The sequence below is a fragment of the Enterobacter cloacae complex sp. P38RS genome (assembly GCF_014930775.1).
Lineage (GTDB): Bacteria > Pseudomonadota > Gammaproteobacteria > Enterobacterales > Enterobacteriaceae > Enterobacter > Enterobacter bugandensis.
This window is the reverse complement of the sequence record NZ_JADBRS010000003.1, coordinates 233,180-245,334: the sequence shown is the minus strand read 5'-3', so window position 1 is coordinate 245,334 and position 12,155 is coordinate 233,180. Positions and strand designations below refer to the sequence as shown.

Here is a 12,155-nt window from a genome sequence, read left to right as displayed (position 1 = left end):
CTGGCAAACAGCTTAGGGGCATGTCAGAGTGACAATGTATCTCCTCTGCCCACGATATCTGCTCTTTGCTCTACTTTGTTGTATTTACCAAGCACAAAATTGTCTGATTCTTCATTAAATAGTTCTACTTATTAAAATGTACCTTTGAAAAGTAGACACTTTGCGGTACGCTTTTCGGTATCACTTACCTCGGTATTTCACGCAGCGCGCCGGAGGACTTCCGCCCCGGACGGGGCCCTGAATGCCCCTGATATCTGATGCTCCGGAGCTTAACCTGTCGCCAGTTGTCATTCTGCCCAATGAGAATTTCATGCCGATGCTGCCCGGAGGTAAAGGCCCGGTTAATCCTGCCCGGGCCTACCTGCTTTCCCTCAACTCCGCCCGTAGTTGGCAGACCATGGCCTCGTTCCTTAGCATTCTCGCCGACATGCTAGAGGCCGCTTCCCTGGAGTCCAACCGCAGGGGTAGCCTGCGGCGCCATTACGTAATGGCCGTCACGGAACTCCTGCGCGAGATCGGCCGTGCCACTGCCGCCATCTGCGGCAGCCCAGGGCATTCCGCAATCTCAGTAAGCCGGGCAAGTGCAGAAGTTGTTGACATCGGAAAGGTATAATTAATTAAATATTTGAGGGCGTAGGTTGCATGCTCTCACTCTGTCAAAGCAAAAAAGGCCGCATCCTGCAGCCTTTCCTCTCACACTCACCCTTTCGGGAACACCCAAACATGCTTCTCCGGCAGCGAAAGATGGCAGTGCTGCGGATCCCGCACCTCATGCCCATACGCACGAATGACAAAATCATCTCCCGGCGTGCGGAACAGGTACTCCCAGCGGTCGCCAAGATACATGCTGGTGAGCAGCGGCAGCTCAAGCTGATTTTCCCCTGGCCCCTCAACCACCGCCACGCGCTCGACCCGGATCACCGCCGTAGCGTCATTACCGCTCTGTACCCCTTCGCCCGCCTGGCCCCACAGCACCCAGCCTTTCCCTTCGATACGCGCTCTGCCGTCGCGCACTTCGGTGACCTTGCCGTGCAGGCGGTTGTTGCTGCCCATAAACTCTGCGGTAAACAGCGTTTTCGGCGAGCCGTACATCTCCTGCGGCGTGCCCTGTTGCTCAATTTTGCCGTTGTTAAGCAGCAGGATGCGGTCGGATATGGACATCGCTTCGTTCTGGTCGTGCGTCACCATCAGCGCGGATAACCCGAGTTTGATAATCAGCTCGCGCAGGAACACGCGGGCCTCTTCGCGCAGCTTGGCGTCGAGGTTGGAAAGCGGCTCGTCCAGCAAAATCACCGGTGGGTTGTACACCAGCGCCCGGCCAATCGCCACGCGCTGCTGTTGCCCGCCGGAGAGCTGGTGCGGGTGACGTTTGCCAAGATGGCCCAGACCCAGCTGGTCCAGCACGTCCTGTACGCGCTGCTGGATCTCTTTGGCCGGAACTTTACGCAGCTTGAGCGGATAGGCCACGTTCTCAAACACGGTTTTGTGCGGCCACAGGGCATAGGACTGGAACACCAGCCCCAGGTTACGCTCTTCTGCCGGGATCTCACTGCGCGGCGTGCCGTCGTAAACTTTATTGTTGCCAATGACAATCGACCCCTGCGTCGGTTTTTCCAGACCCGCGACGGCACGCAGCAGGGTGGTTTTACCACTGCCGGAGGGGCCTAACAGGGAGACCACTTCGCCGCGTTTCAGGTTCATGGAGACACCTTTTAAAACAGGATTGTCGCCGTAGGTTAAGTGCAGATCGTCAACCGCTAATTCAATCATGTATTTTCACTCCGAAACGAAGGGCAATGCCCAGACCTACCACGACCAGCAGGATGTTAATGAAAGAGAGCGCCGCCACGATATCAATGGCACCCGCGGCCCAGAGGGAAACCAGCATTGAACCGATGGTCTCCGTGCCGGGGGAAAGCAGATACACACCCGTTGAGTATTCGCGCTCAAAGATCAGAAACATCAGCAGCCACGAACCAATAAGACCGTAGCGGGAGAGGGGAATGGTCACATGACGGGTGATCTGCCCGCGCGTCGCCCCGGTGCTGCGCGCGGCTTCTTCAAGCTCTGGCCCCACCTGCAGCAGCGTGGAAGAGATAAGCCTCAGCCCGTAAGCCATCCACACCACGGTATAGGCCAGCCAGACGCTGAAAATGGTGCTGCGCAGCGAACGCAGCCAGACGATGACGTTCTCGCGCATCCAGTCGGTCCAGGCGAACCCGGAAAGCCAGCCGGATTTCAGCGAGTTGTCCAGCCACATCGGCAGGAACAGGAACACCCACAGGAACGCCAGACCGGCAAGCAGGCCAGGCACGGCGCGCGGCACCAGCACGCTGTAGTCCAGGAAGCGCGTGGTATTATCCGGTTTACGGTGCATCGCAATCCCGACGAACAGGTAGCACGCCACGGCCAGCGCGCCGCCAATCACCCCAATTGCCATGGAGTTGACGATGGCGCGCAGCAGGTTGGGCTGTGCCCAGATGGTGCGGAAAGTGCTCAGCGAAAGCTCATCCCACAGCGAAACGCCCACACCCCAGTTGGAGATAAACGCGCGCAGCACCACGCCGAGCAGCGGCACGCCGATGGTGACGGTGAGCCAGAAGGCAACCACCGCCCCGGCAACCCAGCGCCATTTGCCCAGCGGTAACGCGCGAGCCTGTGAGGCTTTCCCTTTCATCGTGACGAAGCGGTTGGCGGTGCGCATCAGACGGCGCTGGAGCATCACCAGCGGGATGGTGATGCAGATCAGCACCACGGCAACCGCCGCCATCAGGTGATAGGAAGGCGTGCCGAGCTTGTTCGTCAGCTGGTACAGGTAGGTTGCCAGCACCATATTGCCTTCCGGATCGCCGAGCACCAGCATCAGGCCAAATACTTCCAGCCCGAGGAAGAACAGCAGCACGATGGCGTACAGGATCGACGGGCGCACCATCGGCAGGCTGACGGAGGTCATCACCTGCAGCGGAGAGGCACCCGCAATGCGCGCGGCTTCTTCCACATCAGAGCCGACGCTGCGCAGCGCAGATGAAATATAGAGATAGGCATGCGGCACGTGCGTCAGGCCAGCAATGACCACGATGCTCGACATATCGTAGATGTTCCACGGCACAAAGCCAATCAGCGCCTGCGCCCACAGGGACAGAAAGCCCACGGGACCGGCAGCCACCACATAGCCAAAGCCGAGCACCATCGGCGATACAAAAATGGGGACCAGGATCAGCGGTTCAATCAGGCGGCGGCCGGGCAGATCGGTGCGAACCATCAGAAACGCCAGCACGCCACCCAGCGGAATGGCGATGATGACCAGCCCGAAGGCGAGAATAAAACCGCTTCTCAGGGCCTTATAGAAATCAGGGTCGGTGAAGATAAAGCCAAATGATTCAAGGCTCCACTCTTTTGCCGGAGAAAAGAACGGAGCGGACAGGAAGCTCTGTATCACGATAAACGACAGCGGCGTGTAGATAACCAGAGCGGTTATCAGCACGACGATGCCGCGCGGCAGGCTTTGCCACTTTCTGCGTAATGTATTCATGGGGTATCCCTGGTGTTGCAGCCCAATAAAACGAACTCAGTCGACAGGGAGCGCGACGGCGTGCGCCGCGCCCGAACGCTTATTTGGCGGCGGCTGCACGCCACTCTTTGATGTACTCCAGGCGTTTTTTCGGCTGCAGGTACTCCAGCAGCGTTTCATCAACCGGGATCGGCTTCAGCGCGTTACCGAGGATTTTGGTCAGGCCGTCAATATCATTTTTGCCTTCGATATCGTTACGGATGGAGGGAATATCCGCCTGACTGGCCAGAATGCTTTGCCCTTTTTCAGACAGCACATAGTCCAGCCACAGTTTTGCCGCATTGCTGTTTTGCGCCTGCTGGCTGATGAACGACACGCGCGAGAGCACCAGCGTGTAATCTTTCGGGTACGAAATGCCGAGAGAAGGATCGTTCTTCGCACGGGCTTCAGCATAGGATCCGAGGATGTTAAAGCCGATCAGGTTTTCACCGGAGGAAACCCTCTCCATCATGGTGCCCGTTGATGACTGCACCGCTAAGCCGCCTTTGGCGACGTCGGCCAGGGTTTTAAAGTAGTTTGGATCGGCCTTGTGATCCTGCACGGAAAGCATAAAGCCAAGACCCGATTTTTCGATGTCGTAGGTGGTGACTTTGCTCTTGAATTTGTCCGTCTGGCTGGCAATCAGCTTCGCCAGCGCGGCGTGAGAATCCGGCACGTCGCCAGCCGGGATCAGGCGCTTGTTGTAGATAAATACCACTGGCTCATAGGTGGTGCCGTATGCTTTATCTTTCCAGACTGCCCATTTCGGCAGCTGACTTTGCTCCGGCGATTTGTACTCCATGGCGTAGTCGGTGGCGAGTTTCAGCCCGGTGTCCATCGAGGAGCTCCAGACCACGTCGCCGCTCACGCCGCCGGAGGCCTGTTCGCTGATGAAACGGTTGTACAGCTCGGTGCTGTTCATGTCGTTGTATTCGACCTTAATGCCCGGGTAAGTTTTTTCGAAGCCCTGGATCAGCGGTCCCGCAGCTTTGATGTCGGTGGTGGAGTAGATAACAACCTTGCCCTCTTTCGTGGCGGCATCAACCACTTTTTGGTACTCAGCGGGATAGCCCTGCGGCAGGGCAGAGAGTGCAGAGGCAGAGAACAGGACGGTAGCGGTAAGCAGAGAAATTCGGAACGTGTTCGACATTATAGTTAACCTTTTAGTTACATTTGAGGAACTAATTGTCAACATAGCGTAAAGCGCGACTCCGACAATAGGGAGGCGCGGGCAATGATTCCGAAGTGTGATTGTCGCCGTCGTTTCAGCAATTAACACCATAAAATCCGCGAACGTTAGCCTGTGAACGATTTCGGATTACGGTTTTTCGGGGGCTTTGCGGTATAACCGGCGTGGGTGACCAATATTGCCGTACAGCATTTCAATGCTGATTAATCCGCTCTCCACGCAGTATTCAAGATAGCGGCGCCCCGTGGTTTTGCTGATCCCCACGTTTTCTACCACCTCCTCAACCGACATCGCACTGTCGGGATATTCGGCGAACAGGCGTTTAATCCGCTCCAGCGTCTGGGGTTCAATGCCCTTTGTGGACGGCGTCACGGAGGCTTCTGCGGCAGGCAGATGAAACAGGCGATCCAGCGCATGCTGGTCGACCACCTTCACCTGCTGCACGGTGTGGATGAAGCGCATAAACCGCTCCAGCGAGGCGTGCAGGCGCTGGAAAAAGACGGGCTTGATCAGGTAGTCAAACGCGCCGCTGCGCATGGCGTGGCTGCAGGTCTGCATATCGCTGGCGGCGGTGATGAAGATCACTGAGCACTCATAGCTTTTCAGCAGCGGGTTATCGATGAGCTCTACGCCTTTACCGTCCGGGAGATAGTTGTCCAGCAGGATAAGCCGCGGCTGATGCTGACGAATCAGGCTGCATGCCTGCTCAATCGACGCGGCGATGCCCACCACGCGCACGTGAAAATTCTGCTCGATATACTCGCGATGCAGCTCCGCCAGGTGCGGCTCATCCTCAACGATCACAACATCAAGTGCTCGGGTCATGCTTTAGCCCATTTGGAATAAACACGGAAAAAATAGTCCCCTGTGGCGTGTTGTCGGCAATCTCAATGGTGCCGCCAGCCTTGTCGATATATCCTGCCACCAGAAACAGGCCAATACCGTGCTCGGTGCCCACAATGTCGTTTTCACGTTCCGGTTTGCTGCTGAATCCCTGGCGGAAAATATGCGGCTTCATCGCATCCTCCACTCCGCAGCCCCGATCGGCCACCTCGATCACCAGCTCCTGGTTTCGGTCAGAAATGTAGAGTTCTACCGGCGCGGGGACCGGAGCCTTAAGGGTCGCGTCCACCGCGTTATCCAGCAGGTTACCCATAATGGACATCAGCTCCGTTTCGTTGAGCGTGGCGGGCATGCGGGTGAGCTGGCAGGCGGGATCAAACAGCAGTTCGATGCCTTTTTCGCGCGCGCTGACGTATTTTCCAAGCAGCAGCCCACACAGCGCGGGAGAGGAAAAACGGGCGGAGACAAAGTCCAGCACCCGCTGCGCGCCTTCGGACTGTACCTGGATGTAACGGATCGCCTCGTCATAGTGCTTCATCTGCAGCAAGCCCACCAGCGTGGCGGTCCAGTTCAGCTGCTCGTGGCGCATAATGCGCAGGTTATCGGCATAGCGTTTGATCTGACTGAGCTGGCTGCTGAGGGTGTTGATGTCGTTTTTGTCGCGGAAGCTGTAGACCCAGCCGCTTTCAACGCCGGGTTCGACCTCAATCGCCACGCGGTTGACGATCACCTCGCGCTGGTTTAGCACGGCAATCTGGTCGTGGCGGCCAGCGCTCACCGAGGCGTAGCGCTGGGATAAAAATCCCGGCGACGTCTGCAGAACGTCTTCCAGCGGTTTGCCGATAAGGTCTTTCTCACTTTGCCGAATATCCAGCATTTCGCGTGCGGCGCGGTTAATTAAGATCAGCTGCTTCTCTTCATTGACGGCAAATATCCCCTCATACATGGCTTCTAAAAGCGCGCGCTGCTGCAAAACCAGCTGAGCGATATCTTTCGGCTCCAGTCGGAACATCTGTTTTTTGAGATTGCGGGTAAACAGCCAGGAGAACATAAACAGCAGCAGCAGAAGAGCCGCGCCGTACAGCCCGGACTGCCAGAGAATGCGGGCATTAATATTGGCAATATAGGAGGTCAGATAGCCGACCGAGACAATACCAATCACCTGGTGCTGCGCGTTAAAGATCGGCGCTTTGCTGCGCAGTGAAACCCCAATTCCGCCCTGGCGCACGGAAATAATGGTTTTGCCCTTTAATACCTCCGTATTATCTCCGCCGATCATCGGTAAATTAATCCGCTCCGGGGATTCCGAATGATAAAGGTGCTGTTCCCCGCTATCGCCAATCACAATGTAGCTGGCATCGCTTTCGGCGCGCAGCGGCTGAATTAACCGGGCGATGCCGGGGATATCTCTGGCCGCGACCAGGGCCGCCAGACCCGGCATCAGCGCGATCTGGCTGGCCTGCACCCGGGCGCGCTGGCCGAGATCGTGATGGAGCTGCCGGTCAATAAAATGGAACAGGATCGTTCCCAGCAGAACTAACAGCAGGCAGGAGAAGCACACCAGCGCTAAAAACAGCTTTACCTGAAAAGAGAGTCTGCGTTTCATTCAACCTGTGGACGTTAGGTAAAAGTGACATTTGCCGAGCCTGACATGGGCCAATAGCGGACGCAATCTGGCACTAAAAGAGTTGTGACCTGGCTTTTCGTTTTCGGCGTTATAGCCATCAGGATCCCTTCAGGCTATTCTTCATTCAGCACGATAATAATTACAGAGGCAATGTCATGGATAAAGCGCTACTGGATGCGGGTTACCGGGCCTATACCGGCGAGAAAATTGACGTTTACTTCAACACCGGGATCTGCAAACACTCCGGTAACTGCGTGCGCGGCAGCGCAAAGCTGTTTAATCTGAAACGTAAGCCGTGGATCATTCCCGATGAAGTGGACGTTGAAACGGTTGTACGCGTTATTGATACCTGCCCGAGCGGTGCGCTGAAGTATCGCCAAAAATAAGCGAGGAACCATGGATATTCTGGAAGGCCATAACAAGTTTTACGTGAATGATGAGAACGGCAACCAGGTCGCGGAGATTGTCTTCGTGCCGACCGGCGAGCACCTGAGCATTATCGAGCACACTGATGTGGATGAGAGCCTGAAAGGGCAGGGCGTCGGTAAACAGCTGGTGGCGAAAGTGGTGGAGAAGATGCGCGGTGAGAACCGCAAAATTATTCCGCTGTGCCCGTTTGCGAAGCATGAGTTTGATAAGACGCGGGAATATGACGATATTCGGGCGTAAATAACGGCCCGGCAGCACGCCGGGCACGAGTACGTCTAGCCAACAAACATCACCGACACGCACAGCACGCCGACGACCAGCGTCAGCAGGCTGCCAATGGAGCGGTACGGTTTCAGGGAAGGGATCAGATACGTCGACAGCGTCGGCATGATAAACAGGATCATGGCGATAAGCGGGCCGCTGATGGCGTAAATCATCGAGATGGCGTTCGGGTTAATGCAGCAGACCGCAAAGGTGATTAACGACACTCCCATAATGGAAATCGCGCGGTTAAAGGCGCGGCTCTTTTTAATCCCCACTTGATTTAGCGACGACTTCACGATCTCCGTCGCCCCTTCAATCACCCCAAAATAGGTGCCGAGGAACGATTTCGACATCGCTACGATCGCCACGATAATCCCGGAAATGCCGAGCCAGGCTGGGGAAGACGGCATCATCGACAGCGCTGACAGAATCGTCACCCCCTGCTCTTTGGCGGCCATAATATAGGATGGTGGAATCGAGAGCAGGCAGCTGAAGACAAAGAACAGCACGCTCAGGCAGATAATCAGGTACGCCACCTTCATGATCTTCTTGCATTTATCCATGGCACCGTCGGCAAACTTCTCGCGACGGTCAACGGCAAACGTTGAGATAATCGGGGTATGGCTAAAGGCAAACACCATCACCGGAATTGAAATCCATACCTGATGCAGCGTTTGGCGATCGAAAGCCATCTGGCTGGTGAGCAACGAGGGCTGCCAGCTTCCGGTGAGATAGATCGAGACAAACAGGAAATAGGCAATCAGCGGAAACACCAGGAAGCCCATCACTTTTATCGTGATATGCCGTCCCATCAGGAAAATCAGATTCAATACCAGCACCACCCCCAGGCTGACCAGCACGCGAACGGTGGTGTCCACCGTCAGGTGTTTTGCCAGCTGCTCGGTTAACGAGTTGGTAATGGCCACCGCATAAATCTGCACCACCACAAAAAAGGCGATGAAATAGAGCGTGGTGATCAGATTGCCAATCTTCTTACCATAGTAGTGGGAGACGGCGCCAGTGATCCCTTCATTACCTTTTGTGTTTGACGAGAGAATAAATTGCGCCAGCGCCCGGTGCGGCCAGTAGGTTAACGGATAGGCCACGAGGGCGGTGATAAACAGGACAATAGCGCCTGCGGAGCCCAGCTGAATGGGCAAGAACAGCGTTCCTGCGCCCACGGCCGTGCCATAGAGAGCGAAACTCCAGAGAGTCTCATCTTTTGACCAAATTTTCGACATTAGAGCAACGTTTCAACTAACAAACCATCAGAATGGCGTGCAATTTACCATAGTTATGCCTGAAGAGCGCAGTTGCTTCGACGGAGTTTGGCCGGAACAGGCGTCCGGCCAGCGAGGGTTTAGCCTGCCAGAGCGCGTCGTTGCTGGCGACGCTTAAGGAATTTCTCACGCAGGTTATCGTATGCCCAGTTATAGAACATGGTGTATGGCAGGAAGAACAGGAAGAAACCAATTTCTAACGTGAATGCCTCAAGCAGGGTCACGCCCAGCACGGCGGCGACAATCGACACGCCGATTACAATAAACCCGCATTCGAACCCCAGGGCGTGCAGCGCGCGCACTTTTGCCGTACGTTTTACGCGCTGGACAGGCCAGAAACGGTCGAAGCCGAAGTTATAGATAATGTTCCAGAGCATGGCGGTGGTAGCCAGGATAATGGTTAACCCACCCATCTCCACCACCGAGCGCTGCATCAGCCATGCCGCCGTGGGGGCGAGAATTGCCGTGGCAATCCCTTCGAAACAGACAGCATGAAAGATCCGCTCCGGCAGCTTACGTTGGAGTGCATCCTGATGTTGCATAGTGTAGACCTCATTTATTCACCGGTATGGGCGTTGATGCAGCCTATTTTTATCGCTAAAGCTGATATATTAAAGATAGTATCCATCGATAAAGTAGATAGTTTATGCGCTATTCACCTGAAGCTCTTACCGCGTTTGTTGAGACCGTTGCGGCAGGCTCTTTCTCTGCTGCCGCGCGCAGGCTGCGTAAAAGCCAGTCGACGATCAGCACCTCCATTGCCAACCTTGAAGCCGATCTGGGTTTCGAACTGTTTGACCGCTCGGCGCGCCAGCCGGTGTTAACGGTCCAGGGAGAACAGGTGCTGGGCTATGTGCAGGCCATCCTCGCCGCCAGCACGCGGCTGGATGAACTGGCGGTGTCGTTAACGGCACAAACGGAGGCGCGTCTGACGTTTGTCCTCTCCGATACCCTCAACCCCGACGTGCTTGAAGATCTGATGAAGCAGTTTGACGCTCGCTTTCCCCACACGGAATTCGAATGCCTGATTGGCGAGGAAGAGGACGTGATCGATCTGCTACAAAAGGAGCGCGCGCAGGTGGGGCTGACGGAAGCGCGAGACGGTTATCCTACGGATATTGGCGCTACCCGGCTGCCGGTGCAGACCCGAATGGCGATATATGCCGCGACCACGCATCCGCTCGCCGGACAATACGAGGTGCAGAGCGACGAGCTGCACGGCTGGCGGGAGCTGAGGCTCAGCACCTACCTTGAGCGCGAGGCTGAGATCGCGCGCGGGCCCGTCTGGTCAGCGCCGAACTACCTGTTACTGCTGAGTATGGCCGTCCAGGGGTTCGGCTGGTGCGTGCTGCCGTGCGCGCTGGTGGCTGAATTCGCCGCCGCGAAGTCGCTGGTACAGCTCAATGTTCCCGGCTGGCCACGGGCGATCGGCATCGATCTGCTGTGGAATAAACGATCCCCTCCCGGCGTGGCCGGAAGCTGGCTGCGGCAGTATCTGCAGGATGCACGCTAATCCTTGTGATTAAACTCACTATTTTTAAACAATTAAGATAATTGCCAGTAACAATCCTCTACTATCGTCATGTCATTTAACACAGAGGTCGTGATGAAAGATGTCGTAATAGTGGGTGCGTTGCGTACGGCTATCGGCTGTTTTCAGGGAGCGCTTGCGCGTCACTCGGCGGTTGATCTGGGCAGCGTGGTCGTTAAAGCGCTGGTGGAACGTAGCGGGATCGCAGCCCATGAAGTTGATGAGGTGATCCTGGGGCAGGTTCTCACGGCCGGTGCCGGGCAAAACCCTGCGCGTCAGGCGGCGCTGAAGGGTGGGCTGCCCAACACCGTCTCCGCCATTACCATCAACGACGTCTGTGGTTCAGGGTTAAAAGCGCTGCATCTCGCCACCCAGGCCATTCAGTGCGGTGAAGCGGATGTGGTTATAGCTGGCGGACAAGAGAACATGAGCCGCGCGCCGCACGTTCTCACCGATAGCCGAACCGGCGCGCAGCTGGGTAACAGCCAGCTGCTCGACAGCCTTGTGCATGACGGGCTGTGGGATGCGTTCAACGACTATCATATGGGCGTGACGGCAGAAAACCTGGCGCGCGAGTACGGCATTAGCCGCGAATTGCAGGACGCCTATGCGCTCAGTTCGCAGCAAAAAGCGCGTGCCGCGATTGATTCCGGTCGCTTTCGCGACGAGATTGTCCCGGTCAGCACGCAGCGTCAGAACGGCGAGGCGATCGTCGTCGATACCGATGAACAGCCGCGCACGGATGCCAGCGCAGAAGGCCTGGCGAGACTGAATCCCGCGTTTGAAACACAGGGCTCGGTCACCGCAGGCAATGCCTCGTCCATTAACGACGGTGCCGCCGCCGTGATGATGATGAGCGAAAGTAAAGCCCTTGAGCTCGATCTCCCCGTGCTGGCCCGCATTAAGGCGTTTGCCAGCGTGGGCGTGGATCCAGCGTTGATGGGGATTGCGCCGGTCTACGCTACCCGTCGCTGCCTGGAGCGCGCAGGGTGGCAACTTTCGGATGTCGATCTGATCGAAGTGAACGAAGCCTTTGCCGCGCAGGCGATCTCGGTCGGCAAAATGCTGGAGTGGGATCCGCTGCGGGTCAACGTGAACGGCGGTGCAATTGCGCTGGGTCATCCCATCGGCGCGTCCGGCTGCCGAATCCTGGTTTCGCTGGTCCACGAAATGAAAAAGCGAAACGCGCGCAAAGGGATCGCTACCCTCTGTATAGGCGGCGGACAGGGCGTGGCGCTCGCCATCGAACGCTAATTTCTCCTCCCTTAAAAAACCTCCTTCGGGAGGTTTTTTTTATCGTTTTCTTCTCTTCATGGGAAGTAATCGTGATCCGCGCGTCATTTCTGTTATAAACAAAAATAAAAAATGAAACGTTGTTTTAATTGCAATTGAAAACCCTATTTTATGCCGCTAGTATGTGCTCATCATAAAACGAAACGTCG

Annotated in this window: 12 protein-coding genes; 5 read left to right on the top strand and 7 right to left on the bottom strand. The window is 56.2% G+C overall.

Annotation, left to right across the window (positions count from 1 at the left end; genetic code table 11):
• Positions 1-241: 241 nt before the first annotated feature.
• Positions 242-613 (top strand): hypothetical protein, encoded by a 372-nt coding sequence (locus IM303_RS06985; protein ID WP_063943167.1) that lies wholly within the window; start codon positions 242-244, stop codon positions 611-613.
• An 86-nt stretch (positions 614-699) separates the two neighbouring features.
• Here the strand turns inward: IM303_RS06985 and IM303_RS06980 are convergent, their stop codons facing one another.
• The 5 genes from IM303_RS06980 to IM303_RS06960 form a co-directional block, all read right to left on the bottom strand.
• Positions 700-1,770 (bottom strand): ABC transporter ATP-binding protein, encoded by a 1,071-nt coding sequence (locus IM303_RS06980; protein ID WP_047367452.1) that lies wholly within the window; start codon positions 1,768-1,770, stop codon positions 700-702.
• Entirely contained in the window at positions 1,763-3,532 is a 1,770-nt protein-coding gene (locus IM303_RS06975; protein WP_045260923.1) for an iron ABC transporter permease, read from the bottom strand. Before IM303_RS06975 ends, IM303_RS06980 begins: the two co-directional genes overlap by 8 nt.
• 79 nt (positions 3,533-3,611) lie before the next feature.
• On the bottom strand, positions 3,612-4,700 hold the full coding sequence (locus IM303_RS06970) for an ABC transporter substrate-binding protein (RefSeq protein WP_193359752.1): 1,089 nt from the start codon (positions 4,698-4,700) through the stop codon (positions 3,612-3,614).
• 168 nt (positions 4,701-4,868) lie between these two features.
• Positions 4,869-5,564 carry a response regulator gene (locus tag IM303_RS06965; RefSeq protein WP_193359751.1) on the bottom strand — a complete coding sequence of 232 codons (696 nt, stop codon included), beginning with the start codon at positions 5,562-5,564 and terminating at the stop codon, positions 4,869-4,871.
• Positions 5,548-7,188, bottom strand: coding sequence for a sensor histidine kinase (locus IM303_RS06960; protein ID WP_193359750.1), 1,641 nt, complete (start codon positions 7,186-7,188; stop codon positions 5,548-5,550). Before IM303_RS06960 ends, IM303_RS06965 begins: the two co-directional genes overlap by 17 nt.
• A gap of 176 nt (positions 7,189-7,364) precedes the next feature.
• Between IM303_RS06960 and yjdI the strand changes: the two genes are divergently transcribed.
• Positions 7,365-7,595 carry a 4Fe-4S mono-cluster protein YjdI gene (yjdI, locus tag IM303_RS06955; protein WP_045353470.1) on the top strand — a complete coding sequence of 77 codons (231 nt, stop codon included), beginning with the start codon at positions 7,365-7,367 and terminating at the stop codon, positions 7,593-7,595.
• A gap of 10 nt (positions 7,596-7,605) precedes the next feature.
• Positions 7,606-7,878, top strand: coding sequence for a GNAT family N-acetyltransferase (locus IM303_RS06950; RefSeq protein ID WP_028014304.1), 273 nt, complete (start codon positions 7,606-7,608; stop codon positions 7,876-7,878).
• Between the two features lie 35 nt (positions 7,879-7,913).
• Here IM303_RS06950 and IM303_RS06945 read toward each other — a convergent pair whose 3' ends face one another.
• Together IM303_RS06945 and IM303_RS06940 are read right to left on the bottom strand one after the other, a co-directional pair.
• A complete protein-coding gene (locus tag IM303_RS06945) occupies positions 7,914-9,143 on the bottom strand; it encodes an amino acid permease (RefSeq protein WP_059358104.1) in 1,230 nt (409 codons plus the stop codon).
• A 119-nt stretch (positions 9,144-9,262) separates the two neighbouring features.
• Positions 9,263-9,724 carry a multidrug/biocide efflux PACE transporter gene (locus tag IM303_RS06940; protein WP_041908370.1) on the bottom strand — a complete coding sequence of 154 codons (462 nt, stop codon included), beginning with the start codon at positions 9,722-9,724 and terminating at the stop codon, positions 9,263-9,265.
• Positions 9,725-9,828: 104 nt separating this feature from the next.
• On the opposite strand from IM303_RS06940, the gene IM303_RS06935 reads away from it, so the two are divergent.
• On the top strand, positions 9,829-10,695 hold the full coding sequence (locus IM303_RS06935; protein WP_028014301.1) for a LysR family transcriptional regulator: 867 nt from the start codon (positions 9,829-9,831) through the stop codon (positions 10,693-10,695).
• 93 nt (positions 10,696-10,788) lie between these two features.
• The gene (locus tag IM303_RS06930) at positions 10,789-11,967 is read left to right on the top strand and encodes an acetyl-CoA C-acetyltransferase (RefSeq protein WP_028014300.1); all 1,179 of its coding nucleotides are present in this window, start codon (positions 10,789-10,791) and stop codon (positions 11,965-11,967) included.
• Positions 11,968-12,155 lie beyond the last annotated feature (188 nt).

Excerpts from the sequence above, each read along its gene's own strand:
- IM303_RS06985 (WP_063943167.1), top strand. The coding sequence starts at position 242 with ATGCCCCTGATATCTGATGCTCCGGAGCTTAACCTGTCGCCAGTTGTC.
- IM303_RS06980 (WP_047367452.1), bottom strand. The coding sequence starts at position 1,770 with ATGATTGAATTAGCGGTTGACGATCTGCACTTAACCTACGGCGACAAT.
- IM303_RS06975 (WP_045260923.1), bottom strand. The coding sequence starts at position 3,532 with ATGAATACATTACGCAGAAAGTGGCAAAGCCTGCCGCGCGGCATCGTC.
- IM303_RS06970 (WP_193359752.1), bottom strand. The coding sequence starts at position 4,700 with ATGTCGAACACGTTCCGAATTTCTCTGCTTACCGCTACCGTCCTGTTC.
- IM303_RS06965 (WP_193359751.1), bottom strand. The coding sequence starts at position 5,564 with ATGACCCGAGCACTTGATGTTGTGATCGTTGAGGATGAGCCGCACCTG.
- IM303_RS06960 (WP_193359750.1), bottom strand. The coding sequence starts at position 7,188 with ATGAAACGCAGACTCTCTTTTCAGGTAAAGCTGTTTTTAGCGCTGGTG.
- yjdI (WP_045353470.1), top strand. The coding sequence starts at position 7,365 with ATGGATAAAGCGCTACTGGATGCGGGTTACCGGGCCTATACCGGCGAG.
- IM303_RS06950 (WP_028014304.1), top strand. The coding sequence starts at position 7,606 with ATGGATATTCTGGAAGGCCATAACAAGTTTTACGTGAATGATGAGAAC.
- IM303_RS06945 (WP_059358104.1), bottom strand. The coding sequence starts at position 9,143 with ATGTCGAAAATTTGGTCAAAAGATGAGACTCTCTGGAGTTTCGCTCTC.
- IM303_RS06940 (WP_041908370.1), bottom strand. The coding sequence starts at position 9,724 with ATGCAACATCAGGATGCACTCCAACGTAAGCTGCCGGAGCGGATCTTT.
- IM303_RS06935 (WP_028014301.1), top strand. The coding sequence starts at position 9,829 with ATGCGCTATTCACCTGAAGCTCTTACCGCGTTTGTTGAGACCGTTGCG.
- IM303_RS06930 (WP_028014300.1), top strand. The coding sequence starts at position 10,789 with ATGAAAGATGTCGTAATAGTGGGTGCGTTGCGTACGGCTATCGGCTGT.